At 43.9% G+C, this 22,680-nt stretch carries 24 protein-coding genes; 13 read left to right on the top strand and 11 right to left on the bottom strand.

What is annotated here, in order from left to right:
• Positions 1-35 precede the first annotated feature (35 nt).
• Positions 36-1,496: an alkaline phosphatase gene (locus AAC006_RS07115; protein WP_339890997.1), complete on the top strand. Its 1,461-nt coding sequence runs from the start codon at positions 36-38 to the stop codon at positions 1,494-1,496.
• 21 nt (positions 1,497-1,517) lie between these two features.
• Positions 1,518-2,426: a glutaminase B gene (glsB, locus tag AAC006_RS07110; RefSeq protein WP_126871684.1), complete on the top strand. Its 909-nt coding sequence runs from the start codon at positions 1,518-1,520 to the stop codon at positions 2,424-2,426.
• Here glsB and AAC006_RS07105 read toward each other — a convergent pair.
• The 9 genes from AAC006_RS07105 to AAC006_RS07065 form a co-directional block, all read right to left on the bottom strand.
• Positions 2,420-3,118: a VC0807 family protein gene (locus tag AAC006_RS07105; RefSeq protein ID WP_126871685.1), complete on the bottom strand. Its 699-nt coding sequence runs from the start codon at positions 3,116-3,118 to the stop codon at positions 2,420-2,422. The two genes, glsB and AAC006_RS07105, sit on opposite strands and share 7 nt — an antisense overlap.
• A gap of 63 nt (positions 3,119-3,181) precedes the next feature.
• On the bottom strand, positions 3,182-3,721 hold the full coding sequence (locus AAC006_RS07100) for a rhomboid family intramembrane serine protease (protein WP_126871686.1): 540 nt from the start codon (positions 3,719-3,721) through the stop codon (positions 3,182-3,184).
• A gap of 103 nt (positions 3,722-3,824) precedes the next feature.
• Positions 3,825-5,018, bottom strand: coding sequence for a glutathionylspermidine synthase family protein (locus tag AAC006_RS07095; protein WP_126871687.1), 1,194 nt, complete (start codon positions 5,016-5,018; stop codon positions 3,825-3,827).
• 3 nt (positions 5,019-5,021) lie between these two features.
• A complete protein-coding gene (locus AAC006_RS07090) occupies positions 5,022-5,663 on the bottom strand; it encodes a DUF1190 family protein (RefSeq protein WP_041452750.1) in 642 nt (213 codons plus the stop codon).
• Between the two features lie 48 nt (positions 5,664-5,711).
• Positions 5,712-6,128: a DUF350 domain-containing protein gene (locus AAC006_RS07085; RefSeq protein WP_126871688.1), complete on the bottom strand. Its 417-nt coding sequence runs from the start codon at positions 6,126-6,128 to the stop codon at positions 5,712-5,714.
• A gap of 26 nt (positions 6,129-6,154) precedes the next feature.
• Positions 6,155-6,799, bottom strand: a complete 645-nt coding sequence (locus AAC006_RS07080) for a YjfK family protein (RefSeq protein WP_013783246.1) — start codon at positions 6,797-6,799, stop codon at positions 6,155-6,157.
• A 14-nt stretch (positions 6,800-6,813) separates the two neighbouring features.
• Positions 6,814-7,869, bottom strand: a complete 1,056-nt coding sequence (locus AAC006_RS07075) for a potassium channel family protein (RefSeq protein ID WP_185864127.1) — start codon at positions 7,867-7,869, stop codon at positions 6,814-6,816.
• Between the two features lie 103 nt (positions 7,870-7,972).
• A complete protein-coding gene (locus AAC006_RS07070; protein WP_013783248.1) occupies positions 7,973-8,653 on the bottom strand; it encodes a PspA/IM30 family protein in 681 nt (226 codons plus the stop codon).
• A gap of 23 nt (positions 8,654-8,676) precedes the next feature.
• Positions 8,677-9,066 carry a DUF2170 family protein gene (locus tag AAC006_RS07065; protein WP_013783249.1) on the bottom strand — a complete coding sequence of 130 codons (390 nt, stop codon included), beginning with the start codon at positions 9,064-9,066 and terminating at the stop codon, positions 8,677-8,679.
• A gap of 184 nt (positions 9,067-9,250) precedes the next feature.
• On the opposite strand from AAC006_RS07065, the gene AAC006_RS07060 reads away from it, so the two are divergent.
• The 6 genes from AAC006_RS07060 (at position 9,251) to secF (ending at position 15,468) form a co-directional block, all read left to right on the top strand.
• Positions 9,251-9,517, top strand: a complete 267-nt coding sequence (locus AAC006_RS07060; RefSeq protein WP_013783250.1) for a DUF6471 domain-containing protein — start codon at positions 9,251-9,253, stop codon at positions 9,515-9,517.
• A 378-nt stretch (positions 9,518-9,895) separates the two neighbouring features.
• Positions 9,896-10,960, top strand: a complete 1,065-nt coding sequence (gene queA, locus AAC006_RS07055; protein WP_339890995.1) for a tRNA preQ1(34) S-adenosylmethionine ribosyltransferase-isomerase QueA — start codon at positions 9,896-9,898, stop codon at positions 10,958-10,960.
• 178 nt (positions 10,961-11,138) lie between these two features.
• Complete coding sequence (gene tgt / locus AAC006_RS07050) at positions 11,139-12,251, top strand: tRNA guanosine(34) transglycosylase Tgt (RefSeq protein WP_013783252.1); 1,113 nt, start codon at positions 11,139-11,141, stop codon at positions 12,249-12,251.
• Between the two features lie 24 nt (positions 12,252-12,275).
• Positions 12,276-12,614 carry a preprotein translocase subunit YajC gene (gene yajC / locus AAC006_RS07045; RefSeq protein ID WP_013783253.1) on the top strand — a complete coding sequence of 113 codons (339 nt, stop codon included), beginning with the start codon at positions 12,276-12,278 and terminating at the stop codon, positions 12,612-12,614.
• A 55-nt stretch (positions 12,615-12,669) separates the two neighbouring features.
• Positions 12,670-14,517: a protein translocase subunit SecD gene (gene secD / locus AAC006_RS07040; protein WP_339890994.1), complete on the top strand. Its 1,848-nt coding sequence runs from the start codon at positions 12,670-12,672 to the stop codon at positions 14,515-14,517.
• Between the two features lie 9 nt (positions 14,518-14,526).
• The gene (gene secF, locus AAC006_RS07035; RefSeq protein ID WP_013783255.1) at positions 14,527-15,468 is read left to right on the top strand and encodes a protein translocase subunit SecF; all 942 of its coding nucleotides are present in this window, start codon (positions 14,527-14,529) and stop codon (positions 15,466-15,468) included.
• Positions 15,469-15,537: 69 nt separating this feature from the next.
• Here secF and AAC006_RS07030 read toward each other — a convergent pair whose 3' ends face one another.
• Positions 15,538-16,449 carry a LytTR family DNA-binding domain-containing protein gene (locus AAC006_RS07030; RefSeq protein WP_339890993.1) on the bottom strand — a complete coding sequence of 304 codons (912 nt, stop codon included), beginning with the start codon at positions 16,447-16,449 and terminating at the stop codon, positions 15,538-15,540.
• 107 nt (positions 16,450-16,556) lie between these two features.
• Between AAC006_RS07030 and AAC006_RS07025 the strand changes: the two genes are divergently transcribed.
• Positions 16,557-17,855: an acyltransferase family protein gene (locus tag AAC006_RS07025; RefSeq protein ID WP_339890991.1), complete on the top strand. Its 1,299-nt coding sequence runs from the start codon at positions 16,557-16,559 to the stop codon at positions 17,853-17,855.
• 172 nt (positions 17,856-18,027) lie between these two features.
• Here AAC006_RS07025 and suhB read toward each other — a convergent pair whose 3' ends face one another.
• Complete coding sequence (gene suhB, locus AAC006_RS07020) at positions 18,028-18,804, bottom strand: inositol-1-monophosphatase (protein ID WP_256771499.1); 777 nt, start codon at positions 18,802-18,804, stop codon at positions 18,028-18,030.
• 275 nt (positions 18,805-19,079) lie between these two features.
• Between suhB and trmJ the strand changes: the two genes are divergently transcribed.
• From trmJ to AAC006_RS07000, 4 genes are all read left to right on the top strand, one after another.
• The gene (gene trmJ / locus AAC006_RS07015) at positions 19,080-19,847 is read left to right on the top strand and encodes a tRNA (cytosine(32)/uridine(32)-2'-O)-methyltransferase TrmJ (protein WP_339890989.1); all 768 of its coding nucleotides are present in this window, start codon (positions 19,080-19,082) and stop codon (positions 19,845-19,847) included.
• 30 nt (positions 19,848-19,877) lie between these two features.
• Positions 19,878-20,702, top strand: a complete 825-nt coding sequence (cysE, locus tag AAC006_RS07010) for a serine O-acetyltransferase (protein ID WP_256771501.1) — start codon at positions 19,878-19,880, stop codon at positions 20,700-20,702.
• A 197-nt stretch (positions 20,703-20,899) separates the two neighbouring features.
• A complete protein-coding gene (gene iscR, locus AAC006_RS07005) occupies positions 20,900-21,385 on the top strand; it encodes a Fe-S cluster assembly transcriptional regulator IscR (RefSeq protein ID WP_339890987.1) in 486 nt (161 codons plus the stop codon).
• A gap of 29 nt (positions 21,386-21,414) precedes the next feature.
• On the top strand, positions 21,415-22,593 hold the full coding sequence (locus AAC006_RS07000; RefSeq protein WP_339890984.1) for an IscS subfamily cysteine desulfurase: 1,179 nt from the start codon (positions 21,415-21,417) through the stop codon (positions 22,591-22,593).
• Positions 22,594-22,680 lie beyond the last annotated feature (87 nt).

Genomic DNA, 22,680 nt, shown 5'->3' with positions numbered 1-22,680 from the left:
TGATATGGCGCTTTTTCAGTTCTCAGGGAAGTTTCATGATTTATAGTAAACGCAAACTATTAACCACCTTTACGCTATGCGGCTCGCTTTTAGCACTGTCTGGGTGTGGCTCTACCTCAAATGAAAGTGCGCAAAAGACTGTTGCGCAAAACTCAGCACCTAACAATATTATCATGGTAGTAGCTGATGGAATGGGGCCTGCTTTCACTACGGCGTACCGTAATTATGTTGATGATAAAAACACCCCTGAAGTTGATGCGGTCGTATTCGATGATATTTTGATGGGGAATGCATCTACTTATCCAGCACCAGTTTCTGGTTACGTAACTGATTCAGCTGCCGCAGCTACTGCACTGGCGTCTGGTGTGAAATCTTATAACGGTGCTATTGGGGTTGATGTAGATAAGCAACCTGTTAAATCTGTCATGCATTACGCCAAATTAAAAGGTATGCGAACAGGCCTAGCGGTCACCTCACAAATTGTTCACGCTACGCCAGCGGCTTATATAGCTCACAACGAAAGTCGCCAGAACTACAATGCTATCGCCGACGATTTTTTCGATGTTCGCGTAAATGGTGAGCTTGTCGCCGATGTGATGTTAGGCGGTGGTACTGATTTTTTTGAGCGGGAAGATCGTAACATCATTGGTGAATTTATTGATGCCGATTATGAATATACCGACACTTACAACCGTTTAGCGACAGTGCCTAAAGGCAGCAACGTACTGGGTTTATTTGCACCTGTAGCCTTACCTGCCATGCTAGACGACAGCCGTGATAATCGCCTTAAATACCTAACAGAACATGCTATTAAGCACTTAGAAAACGACAACGGGTATTTCTTACTGGTTGAAGCCAGCCAAGTAGACTGGGCGGGGCATGCCAATGATATCGCGTCGGCGATGGCTGAAATGCAAGACCTTGCCTACACCATAGAATTCTTAAAGACCTACGTGCAAGCGCACCCAGATACCTTGGTTATTCTAACGGCCGATCACAGCACTGGCGGTTTAACCATAGGTGCTCGAGGTGACTATAGCTGGAGCCCAGAGTATTTACATAACCTGAAAGCGTCACTGGGTACCATAGCGAAGAATATGGTTGAACACGATAATCCTGGTGACTATGTTGCCACGACTTTTGGTTTTGATGTTACCGATGAAGAAATCGCCACGCTCGATAGTATTGCACAGCAAGATGTTAAAGCGCGCTTTAATGCCCTGAAGGTATTTTTAGACAACAAAACCAACACAGGCTGGACAACATCGGGCCATACTGGTGTAGACGTAGAAGTATTCGCATTTGGCGCTGGTCACGACGATTTTATGGGCCAAATTGATAATACGGATATCGCTAAGAAGATTTTTAACTTCATTGATAATCGCAATACCACTACCCAAGGTATTTCAACAAACGTTGAGTTGATAAAAGCAACGGATAAAAAAGACGGTACCAACGCAAGCTGCGACTTTAAAGAAAATTGGCGTTGTAACTAAACGTATAGGAATACTGCGCTAATGCTGGAATTGTTAGAAGCCATTTTTGATGAAGTAAAACCTATGCTAGGGGAGGGTAAAGTCGCAGACTATATTCCTGCGCTTGCCAGTGTCGATCCTCATCAATTTGGCATCGCTATCTGTGATATTGAAGGGCACATTACGTCAATTGGTGACGCTGATGTGCCTTTTTCTATTCAAAGTATATCTAAAGTCTTCAACTTAGTGCTTGCCATGAATCACTATGGCGAGGGCATGTGGGAACGGGTAGGTTGCGAACCGTCGGGTCTGCCATTTAACTCGCTAGTACAGTTGGAATACGAAGACGGTATACCACGGAACCCGTTTATTAATGCGGGGGCATTAGTGGTGAGTGACATGACACAGTCTCGTTTCGCCTCGCCTCATATTGGTATGCGAGACTTCGTCAGGCGCTTAGCGTGTAATGAGCAAATCTTTGCTAATAAAGTGGTTGCCGATTCAGAGTTTGAACATCGGGCTAGAAATGCCGCTATGGCGTATTTAATGAAAGCTTACAATAACTTCGAGAACGAAGTTGAAGATGTATTGCATAGCTATTTTAACAACTGTGCCTTGGAAATGAGTTGTGTTGATTTAGCGCGAGCCACAAACTTCTTAGCAAATAGAGGTTACTCTAAATGTGCCGACGAACAGGTACTAAGCCCAGACCAAAATCGTCAAGTAAATGCGTTGTTAGCTACAAGCGGTATGTACGACGAAGCGGGGAGTTTTGCTTTTAAGGTTGGCTTACCAGGGAAAAGCGGGGTTGGCGGGGGAGTAATAGCCGTAGTACCTGGTCGCTTTTCTATTTGTGTGTTTTCACCTGCGCTAAACGCGGTGGGGAACTCTCATTTAGGTGTAGCTGCGCTTACGTCATTGAGCAAGCGCATTAATTGGTCGGTCTACTGATTAATAAAATCATCTAACTCTTCGCCAGTTATCTTCTTAATCTGGCTGAATAAATACCATAGTGCGGTAATAAGCAATATCATGCTGGGTATGACAATGACGGGGTAGCTTAAGGCTGTCATTCGGCCTAGTTCTTCGGTATAAGCCGTAGTGCCTGGCTCGCTAACCAAAATCACCTTGGCTAAAATGTAGTTTAAGGCAGAAGATAAAAAGAACGAGCTTGCCACAATGTATGAACTTACTGCGACTTTACGTTTAAACAAAGCCTGTTTGTTTTGTTCATCGAGTACGCGGTTCAAGTGAGGCCAGTTTATAATTTGGTCGTTTAAGATCAGCATTTTGACCAGCGGCTTTTCAGTATATTGGGTTATCAATACCGCCAAACCAATAGCCGCAGGAATAGCTGCCTCTTTAATGGCGATATACTCGGCAGGCAGTTTTAACAAACTAAAACCACCCGTTAGCAATACGCTGATAATACCTAAAACAGAAAACCCGTTTACTTTGCCTGATGCTTTCAAATCCCATAGCCCATAACCTATGGGGAAAGCGAGTGCGGCGACAATACTCCATTCGGGGCCTAAATAATCTTCAGAGCTTGCATAGCTCATTAGCACCACGGGTATAATAATATTGAAAGCAAGGTTGCCGAAAAAGCCCTGATTTTTTTGCTGCGATTGTACTTCTGCCATAACGCCTTTATCTTTCTCTTATTTGCCGCACTGTTTAATTGAGCACAATTATACGGCATCCATTCATCGTGCCCAGTGCCAAGCGGCAAATAACCCACCTAAAAAGCCAAATAGATGATATTCAAATGAAATAAATCTAGAGGTTGGCAATATACCTACCAGCATTCCGCCGTAAAGGATGGCAACAATGATAGAAATAAGCAGGTATTTCACTTTCTTACTCTTAAAACCAGCTAATACTAGGAAGCCGAAGTAGCCGTAAACCATACCACTTGCGCCAATATGCATAGCACTACGACCAAAAATCCACACCCCCAGTCCGCCAATAATCAACGTACTTGCGGTGGCGATGAGAAAGGTGCGCTTTCCCCACTGCATAGTAAGCCACATAAACAGCAATAAGGGGATAAAGTTAGCCATTAAGTGGGACGGCGTACCGTGTAAAAATGGGGCTGTGAAGATATAGGGCAAATGAGACAAGGAGCGTGGATATACGCCAAACTGATTCAAGCTATTTCCCGTTACCAGGTTCACTATCTCAATGACGATAAGAAATGCAGCCAAGGTAAGTAACACGCGAAGTTGAAAAGACAGTGGCTTCATAAACAATTTTTATTCCTTCGTTATAACACTTGCCTAGTATGGAAGTATTGCTGGGCGGCTATGCTCATTAAACAACAGCGTTTTGTTGTTCAGCTACAATCAACTACAAGATGATGTGGGGTAAATATCGAGACAAGTCTTGCGTAATCGCATTGCTGTCTTCACGCACCGAAATGCCTGCTGGCATGTCATCTACCAACCAGCTACCAATGAGTGTATGGTTTCCATCAAACACAGGAAGGGGGTGAAAAGCTTGTACAATAAACCCTTCATCTCCATACGGACCTGGGCTTAATTCCGATTCCTTTCCATTTTCAATTAATGAAATATTCGCACCTTCTCTTGAAAATAATGGCTTTTTGACCCACTTGCCGCCGTGCGTGGCATTATGAGGGGTTTTATGATGGATATTATGAGGAATATCGTCGGCGAAATAGGCAGGGAGTAAATTAGGGTGGCCTTTAAATTTCTGCCATAACAAAGGCAGTAGTGCTTTGTTTGAAATAATAGACTTCCACGCAGGTTCTAACCAATTTACCTTTGCATCAGCGAGTGAGTCACCAAACTCTTCGCGCAGGATAAACTCCCAAGGATATAACTTGAAACAATCGGTAATGGGGGCATCAGCCAGGTCGGTAAATACCCCTGTATCTGCCAAACCAATGTCTTCAATAAAAACGAAGTCGCTTTGAATACCAGCTTCTTTTGCGCAGTCTTGAAGGTATTGCACCGTCCCTCGGTCTTCTTCGGTATCTTTGCAGCAAGAGAAGTGCATTTGATTTAATTGATAATGCTGGGCTATTTCACCGAAGCGAAACACCAGCTTTTCCTGCAAGCTATTAAACTGATCAGCATTTCGCGCCAGTACACCCGCATTCACTTGTTGTTCTAACCATAGCCATTGCCAAAAACCTGATTCGTACAAGCTGGTGGGCGTATCTGCATTGTTTTCAAGCAGTTTTGCGGGGCCTTTGCCGGAATAAACTAAATCTAAGCGGGAATACAAACTAGGGTCGCGGTTGCGCCAACTGTCTTTAACTAATCCCCAGTGGGCTTCGGGAATAGAAAAGCGGGTGAGTAACTGCTCACTATTAACCACATCATCTACCACAGCTAAGCACATTTGATGAAGCTCAGCGGTGGGGTCTTCAATGTCTTTTTCAATCTGAGCAAGCGTAAATTGATAATAGGCGCGCTCATCCCAATAGGGTTCGCCATACATGGTATGAAAATGAAACCCAAATTCGCCGGCCAATTGCTGCCAACCTTTGCGAGGCTGGCATGGCATTCTAAACATGGCTTATCCGCCCCAACTGCCCTTGCGTGAGCTACTTCCCCACGATGATTTTGCCCTTACACTGCTACCAAAACCGCCGCGCTTCATTGTGCGATTTACCGTAGGTTTGGGTTTCAGTGTATCTGAGCCCACTTTGTAATTGCGCTTGCGAATATCACCGCTAAACACATTTCCATCAGCCGTAACCCAACGAGAGCGATATGAAGAGTAGGGTGAATATGAGGTATAGAGAGGCTGTGAGTAATAGCGATTTGGCGATAACAACTGACTTACCATGAAGCCTGCCATAAAGGGCATAAATACACTGCCTGAATTGGTATTCACCGTGCGGCATTGGTTGGCACCAAATTCGTACTCACAATCGTATTCGCTATTAAAGCGAGGGCTAGTACGCATGGCTTCTTCTGTCGCGGTTTTATAAGCTGCATCACAGCGCTCTACTGCATCAGGGAAATCTCGCTTGCAGTCTTCCAGTGAAGTGTAAATTTGTGCGTCTTGTTTCTCTTCACCACAAGCACTTAGGAAAACGCTGGCAATACCAATAGCGAGAGGCTTTAACGCGTAGCTTTTGCGCATACGAGAAAGGTTAATACCTGAGCTACGTTTTCGGCTGGTGGCAGAACCACTTGACTGATTATCTGTCATAGCATCTTGTGCTGCGTGTGATTTATTAGAGTTTGTCATGGGTCCCCCTTAATAGGTCATGCATGCCGCATTTAATAAACCCACTGCAATAGACATACTGGCTAGCATCACGCCTGCAGAAACTTCATTTTCGTTAATACGCTGAGCAATTTTAGGCATAAAGGTAAAACGTAATAACGCAAAGGCTAACGATTGCGCAATAATAGCGACAACAGCCCAAATAATGAAATCGACAATAGCGACTGAGTGTGTCGCTGCGCTAGCAAGTGCAATAGCAAAACCAACAATCGCGCCGCCAAAACCAATTGCAGCTGCTACGTTTTTCTCTTCTTTAACTAGTTTCCACTCATCATGTGGGGTCACTAGGGCATACACCAGTTTGAAGACGAATAAGAAAACAATTGAGAGGCCGAAATACACCGCAAAGTTATCTAATCCTGCCAATGAGTCCATAATAGTGTTCATAGAACGTCCTTACCTTTATATGTCGATTAACCGTTTATCGTAATGTCTGCGGGCTCTACGTCAAACCCCGTGGAAATAACTAGGCAGCGGTCGAAATTGCTACCCACTATCTTTTCTTCGCCCGCCACCAGTAATGACTCCACTCTATCATTTTCTATCTCTCGTTCGTAGAGCATCATAAACTGATCGGTAGTGCTGATATCTTCATCTTCTTCGTAGGTGGTTTCTGTCACTGCTACGGGCGGTGATTCTGCCCCTACGGCCTCCCAGACTCGCTTAAATACTTTGCCATCAAGAGTATAAGTAGGTTGGCTAATCAGGGTATTTACGCACGATTTCCATTGCTGTTCACTGCCAATGGTTTCAGTACTGTAAAAATGCCAAAGTTTAACGTCGGTAATATGATTCTCTGTAAGCCCGCCATCAAGTACTACTTGTAAAAAACCATCATCGTCTGTGTAAAAGCGCAGCAAAGTACCGCCAGTATCAAGTGGTGCTTCACCCACGGCTTGAATCAGCTGAGAGCGAGCGGCTCCCTCGATGGTAAGGGAAGGCTCTAATAACGACAGCTTTAAATTATCTAGCTCGAATGAACCACCTAAATACAAGCCCATCACTTCAGGCGCTTTGGGTTTTTCTGGCGCTTTTTTCTTAAATAATTTACTAAACACAATACACTCCTGTGCTATTCGGCGTCTAACGATGGCCAATTGATAGCATTAATGCGCCTGTCGGCAATGTAAAATAAGGTATCGCCTGGTGCTAGGGTTGAGTCTAACGGCGGGTTCACCACCATGTCTTTCACTTGGCCGTGTGGGGCATAACCAATAAATATGGCATCGTGTCGGCGCTTTAAGTTCATAAATAGTTTGGCAACGGAAATAGAAGGACTGTCTTTAGGTATTTTCACTGAGAACTGCGCTTGCCCTTCGCCAATGCTTAATAAGTCGTGGTGCAGCATACTGGAACCGGGATCGAATGCCGCTTTCGCCAGCATTTCAACGGCAACACTAGGTGTACATTCCACTTTTGGGCAGTGTTCTTGTAGCAAGCCTACTAGGCTATCATCATTGAAATAAGCAACTTGATGGGCTTGCGGATTTCGTTTCGAACAATACAGCGCAGTGGTCATAGTGACATCATCTTGTGGATTGTCGATGAGAATTGTTTGAGCCGCGTCAATACACGCCCGATCCATATCGTCGTCTTTGTTAAACGAGTCTACTTTAACGAATTCTATAATACCTGGCATGGGGTTGGTGATATCCGCTTTTACACACAGAACAATGTCGGGCCGTTCGGTCATGGCTTCGCGTTCTTGCAATAACAAATTTAACAACAACATAGTGCGTTGCTCATTCCAACCAATCACCAATATATGTTTACTAACATTTAGGCTTGTCATGCCCATTACCCCTTTTTTCCATTGTTCAGATACCCAGGCTGCAATTCGGCCAATTACCATGGCAAAAATACTTAGTCCTAAGGGAATAACGTAAAGTGCTACGATGAGCTTGCCGGCGGAGGTCGTGGGTGATAAATCGCCATAACCCACCGTCGATGCGGTAACAGCTAACCAGTAGATAAAATCGGCTTGTGCAATTAATGCATTTTCGTTGGCGGCATAGAGTAGCCAATAACTACTCACACCATAGAAGGCGGTAGCGCCTAAAATCGTGTACCAACGAGATTCGGCGAAATACTGCAGCATGATTTTGCGCAGCTGTATCCATTGCGACATAGCGAGAAACAACCTTTGTTTGTCTTTCTTTAACTGTGCCTTTAAGCGAGGAATATGTCTATAAAAGACGAAACGGGAGCCTAAGCTCCCGTTAAATATTAATTTATTTGCCTAAAATACGAGCAAGTTCATCATCGGCGGAGGTTTTTCCCCCTTTTATACCGGCTTCAGAAAGGCGCTTTTCTAAATCGCTGCTCGACTCTTCAGTGGCAAGTTCTTCCGCCGCTTGAAGTTCAGCGTTGCGCATCTTCTGCTTATCTTGAATGCGTGAAAGCGATTCCGTTGCAGTTTTCATCTTGCTGTTCGCGCCCATGTGGCGAGACGAAACAGCAACTTGAGCCTTTTGTACACTTTCAGTGGCTTTCACCATATCCACTTGCTGCTCTAAACGGCGTAAGTTTGCTTTTGCTTGCTGGATATTCTGTGCCAATTGCTTTTCTGATTGTTGGAACTGATCAAGATACGCTTGTTCTTGCGCTTGCTCTTCTTTCAACTCAGATACCTTTTGGGCACAATCAAGGGCTAACTGACGATCGTTATCAATAGCTTTGCGTGCATGCGCTTCGTATTCTTCAATGGAAGAATTAAAGCTAGCGACTTTTTGCTGAGACAACTTACATTTCGCTAAAATCTGCGTTCTAGCATGATCAGATTTACGTAACTCTTCTTTAGCTTCTCTAATTTCCTGCTCCAGAATACGGATAGCCTGGCTATCTACTACCGACTGTGCCGCTTCGTTGGCACCACCCTTTACTGCAGTAACTAATTTTTTCCAAACTGACATTCGCTTCTCCTTCGAAGTAAATATTAACTAAGGTGTGTTTCGTAGGCATCTAAAAATGATGCAACGTTCTGAAACAGTGTTTCTACTTCAATCACAATACTTTCTGATTTCGATTGGGCACTAAGCGCACCAAAGGCAACGTAGTATTCCTCATCGCCAACAGTGGAAATACCAACCGTAGTTAACGGGAACAACATATGGGTAGATAAAATTTCGTGATCTAAAGCCGCTTTGTCTTTCACTTCCGATGAAGCAAACAATAAGGTTTCCACTAAAATTTGCTCGCCGCTAATAGCCAGCCACGCGTCTATACCGTCTTGATTCGCAATGAGTAAACAGTTTTCCTCACGCGTCACCACAAAGTCATCGTGCTCTTTAAACAAAGATTCGATGCTTTCTAGATCCCAACTCATACAGTTCTCCTTTTCGATTGAAGCGATAATGTCGAGTGCCACTGTAACCACAATTTACGCACTCGCCAATATTCTTGACTTGCAGTGTAGACGTATTATGCCATAATCGTCAATAACGAATATGCTTTTAATGTGTAAAAAAGTGTGTTTTTTGTAAAATATACGTCACAAATGGGGTGTTTAATTGAGTGCTAAAAATGCATGGCGACAAACCGTAGCGCGACTCGTTAAGTCTGAAATGTCTGTGCGTGGAGTGAAATATCAAGCGCTCAGTCAGCGTTTAGCCGACATTGGTGTAGAACAAAGTGCTGATAATTTAAGAAACAAGGTGAATAAAGGCATCATGGGCGCAGATTTGTTAGTACAAATATTATACGTCCTTAAAGCGAGAGCAGTAGATGCGGCATTAATAGAAGAAATCTTAACTGATCTTGACGATACAAACAGGTAAAATGCTTCATTGCAAAAGGATATGAAGTGAAAAGCTCGCTTAAGAAGTCGGTAGCAATCGACAAGCGAAAAAAAACCCGACAAATGTCGGGTCTAAGATAAGGAATGTTAAGGGAGAACATCATCACTATCTGGGATAAATCTTAACCGTTTAAGATTTTTTCTTCTATCTTTGTTTGATATTCGACCGTATTGGGTTCCATAAGTAGGTATAGTAAATTATACATGGCTACTTTAGGCTAATAAAAATAACAGGTTGAATGAGTGATTGAAGTTGTATTTCGGTTGAAATAACCAATGTGCATAAAACTTAAATTTACTTAATATTCAACTTTTGTCTTAATTCTTTAGTTCAATTTTAGCGTTTTAAATAGTAAATATGAAATTATCAGATTATCGCTTCACACTACCAGAAAACCTGATTGCCAAGTACCCAACAGAAAATAGAACGGCAAGCCGTTTACTTCAGTTGAATGGTAAGTCGGGCGCAGTTACTCACGCTATGTTTAACGATATGCTGTCGTTAGTAGAAGAGGGTGACCTTCTGGTATTTAATAATACGCGGGTTATACCTGCGCGGCTGTTAGGCAAGAAAGAAACCGGTGGCCACGTTGAGGTGCTTATTGAACGTATTTTAACCGAGCACACCGCTCTTGCACATGTGCGCGCTAGTAAAGCGCCAAAGCCAGGTACCCGCCTTTTGCTAGAAGAGCAAGTGAATATCACGGTTGAAGGGCGTGATGATGCTTTGTTCTTGTTGCGCTTCGACCATGAAGAAACGGCACTTTCATTGTTAGAGCAGTATGGCCATATGCCATTGCCACCCTATATTGACCGCCCTGATGAATCTACCGACAAAGAACGCTATCAAACGGTTTACAATGAAACGCCAGGCGCAGTTGCTGCGCCAACGGCGGGCTTACACTTCGATGACAATATGCTTGCGGCGTTAAAAGCAAAAGGCGTGAACTTGGCTTTTGTTACTTTGCACGTTGGTGCAGGTACTTTCCAACCTGTAAGGGTGGAAAATATCGAAGAGCATAAAATGCATGCTGAGTATGCCGAGGTATCTCAAGAAGTGGTAGATGCCGTATTGGCAACCAAAGCAAAAGGTAAGCGGGTGATTGCGGTAGGCACTACATCGGTACGTTCGTTAGAATCTGCGGCAAAAGCCAGTGCAGAGCAATCAATCGAAAATAATACAGATGAAAACCCTGTGATTGCGCCGTTTTACTCAGATACTGAAATTTTTATTTATCCGGGCTTTACCTTCAAAGTAGTCGACGCCATGTTCACTAATTTTCATTTGCCCGAATCGACACTAATGATGCTGATAAGTGCTTTTGCTGGTAGAGAAAATGTGATGAATGCTTATCAAGAAGCCATCGAGAACGAGTACAGGTTCTTCAGTTATGGCGACAGCATGTTTATCGAAAAAGCCTAATTGAAAGATAAAGCTTCAGCGATATTTTAGGGAATAGGGCAGAGGATGACCGCCCTATTTCTTTATCTCAACGATAAACATGCGTATTGGGCATGATCTCAGAAGAATAACTGGTATAATCGCCCACAATTTCGTTTGACCCAGCGCCAGAGCGCGCACCTGATTGGGAACGCTTTACATGCAATTTGAGTTGTTGAAAACCGATGGTAAAGCCAGACGCGGACGTCTGGTTTTTGATCGTGGTGTGGTAGAAACCCCAGCATTTATGCCTGTGGGAACTTACGGCACAGTAAAAGGGATGACCCCTGAAGAATTAGAAGACAGTGGTGCACATATTTGCCTTGGCAATACATTCCACTTGATGCTGCGCCCGGGCACAGGCGTTATACGTCAGCATGGCGACCTGCATGATTTTATGCATTGGGATAAGCCTATCCTTACCGATTCAGGCGGCTTCCAAGTATTCAGTCTAGGTGATTTGCGTAAAATCACTGAAGAAGGGGTAACCTTCCGCTCGCCAATTAACGGCGAAAAGATTTTACTTACGCCAGAAAAATCAATGGAAGTGCAGCGCGATCTGGGTTCCGACATCGTGATGATTTTCGATGAGTGCACGCCTTTTCCTGCCACTGAGCAAGAAGCGCGCGTTTCTATGGAAATGTCATTACGCTGGGCGAAGCGAAGCAAGGAATCTCATGGCGACAGTCCTGCTGCTTTGTTTGGTATCATCCAAGGTGGCATGTATGAAGGTCTGCGTGATGTATCGCTAGCTGGGCTAGAAGCTATTGGCTTCGATGGTTATGCTATTGGTGGCTTATCGGTTGGTGAGCCTAAAGAAGATATGATCCGCATTATCGACCATACTGCGCCGCAAATTCCAGAAGACAAACCACGCTACCTAATGGGTGTAGGTAAACCAGAAGATATTGTAGAAGCGGTGCGCCGTGGTATCGATATGTTCGATTGTGTTATGCCAACTCGTAATGCAAGAAACGGTCATTTGTTTGTTACCGATGGCGTAGTGAAAATTCGTAATGCGGTCCACCGCAACGATACCTCGCCCCTTGATGAAAATTGTGACTGTTACACTTGTAAAAACTATTCTCGCTCTTATCTACATCATTTAGATAAGTGTAATGAGATTTTGGGTGCGCGTTTAAACACCATCCATAACCTTCGTTACTACCAACGTGTTATGCAAGGCCTTCGCGATGCTATTGAAGCAGATTCGTTGGACGAATTCGTACACACTTTCTATGAACAAAAAAATATGCCGGTTCCGGCACTATAACAACGAAAATATTTGGGGAATTTTATGAGCCTATTTATCTCAAGCGCACATGCGCAAGCTTCTGGCGGCGCTGCACAAGGCGGTGGCATGGAAATGATCATCATGTTGGCCGTATTCGGTTTAATTTTTTACTTCCTACTTTATCGCCCTCAAGCGAAGCGTGTAAAAGAGCATAAAAACTTAGTTACTTCATTAGGTAAAGGCGATGAAGTGCTAACGCAAGGTGGTATTGTTGGTCGTATTACGAAAGTGTCTGACGACAAAGATTTTATCGAAATTTCTCTTAACGACACGAACAACATTGTTGTGCAGAAGTCGTCTGTAACAGCTGTGTTGCCAAAAGGCACTATGAAGTCGCTGTAATTGACAAACGCCGGGGCCGGGACCTTCCCGGTACTGGCACGAAAGGAACTATCCAGTGCTAAATAAAAATTCAATCTGGAAAGTGCTAAGTACGCTTATCGTCATTGGACTATGCGCACTTTATGCACTTCCCAACATTTACGGTGAAGATCACGCGGTGCAGATCTCTGCAGGTCGTGATGCTGTCGTTACCGAGTCGATGGTAGGCCAAGTTGAGTCTGCATTATCGGCTAAAGGCATTACCCCCAAACGCATCGAATTTGAAGATGAACAAATTCTTGTTCGAATTTCAGATTCAGACACTCAATTAGTTGCCCGTGAAGTGTTAGAAGATGCTCTTGGCGACGATTATTTCGTGGCAATGAACCTTGCACCTGATACGCCAGAATGGCTTGAAGGGTTAGGTGGCACGCCAATGAAACTTGGTTTGGATTTACGCGGCGGCGTTCATTTCTTAATGGAAGTGGATATGACCGAAGTGATCACCAAGTCATTGGAAGATGCTGAAAGCGGTTTTCGTACTTCTCTTCGTGAAGAAGGCATTCGCTATCGCGGTGTTACGCAAAAAGACGACTATGTAGAAATTACCTTCCGCGATGAAGAAACGCTTGATAAAGCAGAGTTTTTCCTACGCAATCAAAATCGTGACCTTACGTTAAACCAAACTGATGATTTAGTTCTTCGCGCGGTTTTCTCAGAAGCTAAACTTCAAGAGATTCGCGAGAATGCGGTTAAGCAAAACATTACTATTATTCGTAATCGTGTTAACCAGTTAGGTGTTGCTGAGCCTTTGGTTCAAAAGCAAGGTGCTGACCGTATTGTTGTGCAACTTCCAGGTATTCAAGACACCGCTCGTGCAAAAGAAATTCTAAATGCAACGGCAACGCTAGAATTTAGAATGGTTGACCAGAAAAACGATGTACGTGATGCATTAAATGGCCGCGTACCTGCTGGATCTCAAGTCATTGAAGACCAGCAAGGCATTCCTCAGCTTCTTGAAAAACGCATTATGCTTACCGGAAGTCATATCATTGATGCCAATAGTGGTGTAGATGAATACGGTTTGCCTAACGTTAATATTTCACTTGATTCAGAGGGCGGCAATAAAATGTCTCGCTCGACCCGTGGCAACATTGGCAAACCAATGGCTACGGTATTTATTGAATACAAGTCGAACGGCGAGCGTAATAAAGACGACAAGCTAATCTTCGAAAAGCACGAACAGGTTATTTCCGTAGCCACTATTCGTGCACAGTTAGGCAGTAAGTTTCAAATTACGGGTCTAGATTCACCAAAAGAAGCGCGTGATTTAGCCTTGTTACTCCGTGCCGGAGCATTGATTGCGCCTATCCAAATTGTTGAAGAGCGCACAGTAGGGCCAAGTTTAGGTAAAGAGAACATTGAGCTTGGTACACAAGCTATTGTGTATGGTTTGTTGGCGGTACTTGTGTTTATGCTCATTTACTACAAAGCCTTTGGTATTGTGGCAAACATTGCACTTATCACCAACTTGGTGATGATTGTGGGTATTATGTCTATGATCCCTGGTGCGACGCTAACCTTACCGGGTATGGCGGGTATCGTACTTACCGTAGGTATGGCAGTAGATGCCAACGTGCTGATATTCGAGCGTATTCGCGAAGAGATACGTGATGGAAGAAGCCCTCAACAGGCCATTCATCATGGCTATGACAGCGCGTTCTCTACCATTTTAGATGCTAACATCACAACGTTCATTGCGGGTCTAATTCTGTTCGCTGTAGGAACCGGTCCAATTAAAGGCTTCTCTATTACGCTAATGATTGGTATTGCTACCTCTATGTTTACTGCCATTTTACTAACACGCGTTATCGTTAACGCAGTGTGGGGCGGTCGACGTAATGTACAGAAATTAGCGATATAGGAGCAGGACATGCAATTATTAAAGTTATCTGAAACCATTAATTTCATGCGTCTGCGTGTGCCAGCGATGGTGCTATCTACCATTCTTATTTTAGGCTCATTCGTCTCTTTGGGCGTTAACAGTCTTAATTGGGGATTAGATTTCACTGGCGGAACGCTAATTGAAGTGGGTTACGAAGATTCGGCAAACCTAGAATCGATTCGTGCGTTACTTAATAACGCGGAATTCGAAGACGCTATTGTACAAAACTTTGGTAGCAGCCAAGAGGTGCTAATTCGTATTGCACCTCGTGACGGTGTTAAAGCGGCCACCATTGGTGAGCAAGTATTAGCAGCGTTACGTGCCGACGGCACTACGGTTGATATGCGTCGTATTGAATTCGTAGGGCCAAATGTGGGTGAAGAGCTTACTGAGCAGGGTGGTTTGGCCATGCTAGTGGCGCTCATCTGTATATTGGTTTACGTTGCCATGCGTTTTGAATGGCGTTTCGCGCTAGGTTCGGTATCGGCCCTTGCTCATGATGTTATTCTAACCTTGGGGTTATTTTCGATACTTCAAATTGAGTTTGATTTAACGGTACTCGCAGCGGTATTAGCGGTAATTGGTTACTCGCTTAACGATACTATTGTTGTCTCTGATCGTATTCGTGAAAACTTCCGCAAAATTCGTAAAGGCGAGCCTATTGATATTATCAATATCTCGCTTACGCAAACCTTGAACCGTACCATTATCACGTCATTAACCACGGTATTGGTATTGGTAGCACTGTTTTACAAAGGCGGCGCACTCATTCATGGTTTTGCAACTGCATTGTTGTTTGGTGTTGTTGTTGGTACGTATTCTTCCGTTTATATTGCAAGCTCAGTTGCACTAGCACTGGGTATTAGTAAAGAAGATTTGATGCCACCTCAGGTAGAAAAAGAAGGCGCTGATTTAGACCCAATGCCCTAACTTTTGACGCTAGGTTTACAAGTTACAAAAAGCTAGTCAGCAATTGACTAGCTTTTTTTTGCTTTCAATTTACGCTGCAGGAGTTAGGCGGGCTTTTAAGGCGTCTTTGTAACGCCTAGAGACGGGAACTTCAGTGCCATTTAACAATGTTAAAGTGCCATCTCCGCTGTCTTCAAATCGTATGTTGTCTATAAGTGTGCTTTGCACCACATAGGAACGATGCACACGAATAAAGCCTTTTTCACTAGCGTGTTCACAGAAATGTTTCATGGTATACCGTAATGGAAAGGTCGACTTCACCGTGTGCAGATTAATATAGTTGCCCGATGCTTCTACCCAATAGACGTCACTAAGTTTTACTAAAAATTCTCTGTTTAGCTTCTTTACCAACAAATTGTCGGGCATGCCCGAGGTGGAGGGATTCCCTCTAGCGCCATTAACTTCCACACGCTCATCATGCTCCCGAATAACGGAAGCCTCTCCTATAAGTCTTCTATAACTGAACATTATGATGTAATAAAAGGTGATAAGGGTGATATAACCCCATAAATCCTTACGGTACTCATAGAAAAATTCGTTGGCTATAGGTCCAAAATTGTATTCCTTGTCCGATAGTAAATAGCACAGCTCTCTAAAGGCCACCATCAAAGTGACATGTGCAATTGAAAAAAGGCTCGCAAACGCAAAATGCCAAAGTAGCCATGTTCTAACCCCAAATGCGTAAGTATCAAGTTTACGAATGAAATAAATAAGGGGGACGACTAATAATGCAGTGGCCAATGCGCTGCTATATTCCCACAGATAAGGCTCCCACAAAGCCGTACTGTTATTTGAATCCCTCGATAGCTCTGTCCAATCTGATGCAGCATTAATCGAGTTATTCAAAAATAAATATATCACTAGCAGTAAAAACGCTGCCCATTTGTGATATCGCTCTGTATTGCGAAAAAATTGACTGAGTTTTTCGTCACTGCTACCCACCGCTTACCCCCAATTACTCATTCCTTCGTCACTCTATGCTAGTGCAAGTAAGAAAATGTACGTTATATCAAACACTATTACTACATTATTGAATAGGACAGACAGAAATGACACAAGCAATAAATCGCAGCGAATCAACCCGATTTTATGCACTCGATGCATTAAGAGTTATTGCGTTTGGTGTGTTAATTCTCTATCACATTGGTATGTACTACGTGTTGGAATGGGGATGGCATATCAAAAGTGAACAGCCTCAAGCGTGGCTGCAAGACGTGATGATTTTAACTAATCAGTGGCGAATGTCGCTGTTATTTCTAATTTCTTCGATGGTACTGACGGTATTGTTGACGCGCGTAGAGCCTAAACCGCTTTTATTCTTAAAACGGGCAGGGGAGTTGATAACTCAGCGAACTCAACGATTAATGATTCCGTTATTATTTGGCATGTTTGTGATAGTTGCCCCACAAGTTTATATTGAATGGACGGTTAATGGGGTGATAGACACCACTTTTACGCAGTTCTATTTAGAATACATTAACCCTAATACTCAGTGGCTTGCCGAGCGTCATTCTGACATTGGCTTACTCACGTGGAATCACCTTTGGTTTTTACCTTACTTGTGGGTGTATTCGTTACTGTTAATTTTGCTGTTTCCGATAATGGCTCAGTTAGCAAAACTCCAGATTGGAATAATAAGCTTTTCTTTTGCATCCTCTACAGCAATGGTCGCAATATGGCTAATGCTGCGAAATACATACCCCACTACACACGATTTGCTAAATGACTGGTACAGCCATGCTAAATACTTCCTTGTTATGGTGGTAGGTGCCGTTATCATTTTGCAGCCCAAGCTATGGGAAGCACTAGAGCGTACTCGTTATGTAAGCGCGGTGGTGGCGTTGTGCATGTATTCACTTATTATCGCAGATAGGCATGACATGTTTGGGCCTGTTGGCGACTGGATGACTGAGTATTGGTGGTTCAGAGTGATGGTCGGTTATATTGTAGTGCTGAATCATTGGGCTTGGTTGGCGGCGATACTGGGCTTTGGTAAGCGTTACTTAAATAAACCCATGGGCTGGGTAAAATACCTTAATGGCGGTGTGCTTCCCTACTACATGATGCACCAAACACTGATTGTAGTGGCCGCGTATAGCCTGCATTCAATAGGCTTTCCAGTAGGCATTCAGTTTGTGCTCATTTTACTATTTACGTTAGTTGGTTGTGCGCTAACTTATGAACTTGCCAAAAGAAACATGGTTACACGACTACTATTTGGCTTGAAGGGAAAGTCGCAAGAAACTAACCGAGATACTGATACAACCATTACGCCATCTTCTGCATCGGTTTATTCAAAGACCGCGATTAAAGCGCCTACTAAAGCGCCTACTAAAGCCAGCTACTAAAGCGGTTACAAATTTAGCAATAAGACCAGCTACTAAGCGAGCAGCAAAGCCAGTCTGAAAGTTAGCAAAAATAGCCAGCTTATAAACAGGCACAAAAAAGCGGTGTATGAACACCGCTTTTTCACTTTATATAAGACACTAAGTCAATGAGCTGCCTTCTAAAATTCAAAGGCTATTTTAAATGCTTAACTAAGCCTTGAACTACCTTGGCGCTACCAGCAACAATTTCACCGCTATAAAGTGGATCGTTACCGCCTTTAAAGTCGGTGACTAGGCCGCCAGCTTCTCGAACAATAAGTTCGCCTGCTGCGATATCCCACGTTTTAATACCACGTTCCCAGTAGCCATCATGACGGCCTGCAGCAACGTAGGCTAAATCTAACGCTGCACTACCTGCACGGCGAATGTCGCCACACTCATGGAAAATTTTGTTTAGGCTTAGCGCATACTCGCCAAACTTAGCTTTGTTTTTAAACGGCATGCCAGTAGCGAGAATAGTCTCATTTAAATCACGAGGCTTAGACGCACGAATACGGTAACCATTCAACTGAGCACCTTGACCACGGCTAGCAGTGAATAATTCGCTACGGATAGGATCGAATACAACAGCTTGGTCTAGACGACCTTTGTGAAGTAATGCAATAGAAACGGCAAAGTGAGGAATGCCTTTAATGAAATTGGTGGTGCCATCTAGCGGGTCGATAATCCACTGAAAGTCAGTGTCTGCGCCGGCAGTTTCACCAGACTCTTCGCCCAAAAAGCAGTGATTTGGGAATGATTGCTGAATTTTAGCAATAATAGCTTGTTCAGCTTCTTTATCAATTTGCGTAACGTAGTCGTTAGCGCCTTTTGATTCAGTTGCTACTTCGTTGTGTTTTTCGAAACCACGAACAATAATTGTGCCAGCCGCACGCGCTGCGCGCACCGCAATATTCAGCATAGGATGCATAGATAAACCACCAATTGTAAAAGACCAAAGAACAGACCTTGACCATAGGTTAGCCCAACATGCGTTTTACGCAAGTGACCCACAAGGTAAGGTGTTCAAAACGCGCGCATCTTAACCAGAATGGTCGTGTGATGCAAATGAAATGTGGGTAGGTCGCACAACTACGGATGATGCCGACTGGTTTGAGGCATCAATGTAGGCCTTCAGATAGCCATCTATACCGCCATTGTGCTACCATTCGCTCAATATTGACGAGGCTACAGGTAATAAAAAGCATGCTCGAGAACATCCGTATTATTTTGGTGAGTACATCACACACTGGTAACATTGGCTCCACGGCCAGAGCCATGAAAACCATGGGCTTGAGTAGCCTTTATTTAGTTAATCCTGTTCATGAACCTGATGGCCAAGCAAGTGCCTTGGCTGCAGGTGCTGGAGACGTTCTCGCCAATGCTAAAATAGTGAATACGTTAGAAGAAGCCGTGTCTGATTGTGGTTTGGTGGTAGGTACCTCGGCCCGTTCTAGAACCCATTCATGGCCTATGCTTGGGCCACGTGAATGCGGCGAAAAGCTAGTACAGGAAGTCAGTAATTTCCCCGTAGCACTGGTATTTGGCCGTGAAAATAGTGGATTAAGCAACGAAGAGTTGCAGCAGTGTCACTTCCATATGTGTATTCCAGCAAACCCAGAATACAGCTCGCTTAACTTAGCCGCCGCGGTACAAACCTTATGTTATGAAATTCGTATGGCCTATCTTAATCGCGAAACCTACCCCAGCGTTGAAGAAGAGTACCCACTAAACGAAGATTTAGAGCGTTTCTATACCCATTTGGAAAAGACTTTGGAAAGCACCTCTTTCATTCGTAAAAGCCACCCTGGTGTAGTGATGACTAAACTTCGACGTTTGTTCAATCGTGCCCGTCCTGAGTCACAAGAACTTAATATTTTACGTGGTATTTTGGCATCTATTGATAAATCGGTGAAAGGAGATAACGCTCCAGCGTCTGACCCTGAGTCAAAAGTAAATAAAGAAAATAACTAATAGCTAATAACGTAACTAGGCGAGGCACTTGTGTTCTCCAGAATTAAAGATGACATTCAAGGGGTATTTCATCGTGACCCTGCGGCACGAAATACCTTTGAAGTTTTAACCAACTACCCAGGTTTACATGCGGTGTGGCTGCATCGTGTTAGTCACAAATTGTGGAAAGCTAATTGGAAATGGTTGGCACGCAGTCTCTCCACATTTAACCGTTGGCTGACTGGGATTGAAATTCACCCAGGCGCTACCTTAGGGCGCCGTGTATTTATCGACCATGGCATGGGCGTAGTGATTGGTGAAACTGCAGAAGTGGGCGACGATGTTACCTTGTATCACGGGGTGACATTGGGCGGTACAAGTTGGACGCCGGGGAAACGTCATCCTACGTTAGAAAAAGGCGCGGTAGTGGGCGCGGGTGCTAAAGTACTCGGCCCTATCACCATAGGTGAAAATGCCAAAGTAGGCTCAAACTCCGTGGTGGTGAAAGATATACCTGCAGGTGCCACTGCAGTGGGTATTCCTGGGCGTATTATTATCTCTAAACAACAAAGCGACGCCGTCCAACTGAACCCCAACCGCAATAAAATTGCCGAAAAATACGGGTTCGATGCTTACGCTGTTGCACCAGATAATCCAGACCCAGTAGCTAATGCAATGGGCATTATGCTAGAGCATATGCATCAAATGGATACCAAGGTGGAAGAGATGTGCAAGGTAATTCAATCCCTCGGTGGGGATGTTTGTACTGATAACTTACATAACATATCTGCGCAAGATTTTGCCGATACGGGAATTGAGTTTGCAGACGAGAGTAAAGCCAAAGCTGGCCAAGAGGCGTTCGACCCTGCTATTTAGCCGACGCTTGGGTAGTCGAAATGAAAAAGTAAGCGCGTAACTCACTGGCGTAAGCTGCTAATTTTACGGTTTATTTTTTGCGTAGCTAAAAGCGATTAACTCAATCAATAATACTTGACTAAATTACTAGGTCTTATACTTGACCAATTTAGTCAGGTATGTGAAAATTCTTGCTATCTTAATAGCGGGAGGATTCTATGAAATTAACATCTAAAGGGCGCTACGCAGTAACGGCAATGCTTGATGTAGCATTGCATTCGACACGCGGTCCTGTGCCTCTCGCTGATATCTCTGAACGCCAAGCTATTTCGCTATCTTATTTAGAGCAGCTTTTCTCTCGATTACGTAAAGATCAGCTAGTCGATAGTGTTCGTGGACCAGGTGGTGGCTATTTACTAGGGCGCGATGCTACCAATATATCAATTGGTGAAGTTATTCGTGCGGTAGATGAATCGGTAGATGCTACCCGTTGCCAAGGCCAAGCGGATTGTCAAAGTGGCGACCGTTGCCTAACCCATAGTTTATGGCAAGATTTGAGCGATCGTATAAGCTCTTTTTTAAACGATATTACCCTTGGTGAATTAATGGCCAAGCGCGATGTTCAAGAAGTGGCTGGGCGTCAAGATAAAAGTACGTCTTTACGTAATGTAGCCAACGATATCGAAGTTAGTTTCCAGTTATAACATCAGTTTTAGAGAATGTATTAATCGCTATGTCTCGTTCAACACCTATTTACTTAGATTATGCCGCTACCACACCTGTCGACCCACGGGTTGCAGAAAAAATAGTGCAGTGCCTGACGATAGACGGCAATTTCGGTAACCCAGCTTCCCGTTCGTATCGTTTTGGTTGGATGGCCGAAGAAGCGGTAGATGTAGCCCGCAATCAAATAAGCGATGCACTGAACTGCGATCCACGCGAAATTGTATTTACCTCGGGTGCGACAGAGTCAAACAACTTGGCTATTAAAGGCGTAGCCGAAGGCTATGCGAATAACGGTAAACATATTATTACCGTTAATACCGAACACAAAGCAGTATTAGATACCTGTGAACATTTAGAGAAACAAGGGTTTGAAGTGACTTACCTAGATGTGGATACATCAGGTCTTATTTCACTTTCACAGCTTGAAGCAGCAATAACTACCGACACCATTTTGGTCTCAGTAATGCACGTGAACAACGAATTAGGTGTTGTTCAAGATATTAGTGCTATTGGTGAGCTTTGCCGTGCTAAGAACATCCTGTTTCACGTAGATGCGGCGCAGAGTGTGGGTAAGCTTCCCATTGACTTGCAAGCATTGCCAGTCGACTTGTTATCTATTTCAGCGCATAAAATTTATGGTCCGAAAGGCATGGGCGCCTTATACGTTCGCCGTCGACCAAAAATCAATTTAGCTGCCCAAATTCATGGTGGCGGACACGAACGGGGTATGCGTTCAGGCACGTTGGCAACACACCAGATTGTGGGGATGGGCGAAGCGATACACCTTGCCTATCAGCAGTTAGAGCATGATATCGCCCACATTAGCAAGTTGAAAACCGCGTTGTGGGAAGGGCTAAGCCAGTTAGATGATATTCACCTTAATGGCCATGAAACTCAGCGAATAGCGAACATTTTAAATGTGAGTTTTGGTGGTGTGGATGGGGAAAGTATGATGATGGCGATGAACGATATTGCGGTATCGTCTGGTTCTGCCTGCACATCGGCAAGCTTAGAACCCTCATACGTATTACGCGCCATTGGTAGAAGTAGTGAACTGGCTCACGCTGGAATACGTTTCAGTATAGGCAGGTTCACCACATTAGATGACATCACTTACGTCATCAATAAAGTGACAGATGTTGTTACCCGTTTACGCGAGGCGACTGTATTGGCCGCAAGCCGATAGCACCTTTTACTGCACGTTATCGTAATTACCGATTGGTATGATATTTAATTTTTATTTAACTGGGCTGTTGAATATTTGAGTGAAATA

The organism is uncultured Alteromonas sp. (assembly GCF_963976965.1).
Taxonomy (GTDB): domain Bacteria; phylum Pseudomonadota; class Gammaproteobacteria; order Enterobacterales; family Alteromonadaceae; genus Alteromonas; species Alteromonas naphthalenivorans.
The sequence above is the reverse complement of the archived record's forward strand: the minus strand, read 5'-3'. Positions and strand labels throughout refer to the sequence as shown.

Excerpts from the sequence above, each read along its gene's own strand:
- AAC006_RS07095 (WP_126871687.1), bottom strand. The coding sequence starts at position 5,018 with ATGTTTAGAATGCCATGCCAGCCTCGCAAAGGTTGGCAGCAATTGGCC.
- AAC006_RS07100 (WP_126871686.1), bottom strand. The coding sequence starts at position 3,721 with ATGAAGCCACTGTCTTTTCAACTTCGCGTGTTACTTACCTTGGCTGCA.
- glsB (WP_126871684.1), top strand. The coding sequence starts at position 1,518 with ATGCTGGAATTGTTAGAAGCCATTTTTGATGAAGTAAAACCTATGCTA.
- secF (WP_013783255.1), top strand. The coding sequence starts at position 14,527 with ATGCAATTATTAAAGTTATCTGAAACCATTAATTTCATGCGTCTGCGT.
- AAC006_RS07115 (WP_339890997.1), top strand. The coding sequence starts at position 36 with ATGATTTATAGTAAACGCAAACTATTAACCACCTTTACGCTATGCGGC.
- suhB (WP_256771499.1), bottom strand. The coding sequence starts at position 18,804 with ATGCATCCTATGCTGAATATTGCGGTGCGCGCAGCGCGTGCGGCTGGC.
- AAC006_RS07075 (WP_185864127.1), bottom strand. The coding sequence starts at position 7,869 with ATGTCGCAATGGATACAGCTGCGCAAAATCATGCTGCAGTATTTCGCC.
- AAC006_RS07025 (WP_339890991.1), top strand. The coding sequence starts at position 16,557 with ATGACACAAGCAATAAATCGCAGCGAATCAACCCGATTTTATGCACTC.
- queA (WP_339890995.1), top strand. The coding sequence starts at position 9,896 with ATGAAATTATCAGATTATCGCTTCACACTACCAGAAAACCTGATTGCC.
- AAC006_RS07085 (WP_126871688.1), bottom strand. The coding sequence starts at position 6,128 with ATGAACACTATTATGGACTCATTGGCAGGATTAGATAACTTTGCGGTG.
- AAC006_RS07105 (WP_126871685.1), bottom strand. The coding sequence starts at position 3,118 with ATGGCAGAAGTACAATCGCAGCAAAAAAATCAGGGCTTTTTCGGCAAC.
- AAC006_RS07000 (WP_339890984.1), top strand. The coding sequence starts at position 21,415 with ATGTCTCGTTCAACACCTATTTACTTAGATTATGCCGCTACCACACCT.
- tgt (WP_013783252.1), top strand. The coding sequence starts at position 11,139 with ATGCAATTTGAGTTGTTGAAAACCGATGGTAAAGCCAGACGCGGACGT.
- yajC (WP_013783253.1), top strand. The coding sequence starts at position 12,276 with ATGAGCCTATTTATCTCAAGCGCACATGCGCAAGCTTCTGGCGGCGCT.
- AAC006_RS07090 (WP_041452750.1), bottom strand. The coding sequence starts at position 5,663 with ATGACAGATAATCAGTCAAGTGGTTCTGCCACCAGCCGAAAACGTAGC.
- iscR (WP_339890987.1), top strand. The coding sequence starts at position 20,900 with ATGAAATTAACATCTAAAGGGCGCTACGCAGTAACGGCAATGCTTGAT.
- AAC006_RS07070 (WP_013783248.1), bottom strand. The coding sequence starts at position 8,653 with ATGTCAGTTTGGAAAAAATTAGTTACTGCAGTAAAGGGTGGTGCCAAC.
- AAC006_RS07065 (WP_013783249.1), bottom strand. The coding sequence starts at position 9,066 with ATGAGTTGGGATCTAGAAAGCATCGAATCTTTGTTTAAAGAGCACGAT.
- trmJ (WP_339890989.1), top strand. The coding sequence starts at position 19,080 with ATGCTCGAGAACATCCGTATTATTTTGGTGAGTACATCACACACTGGT.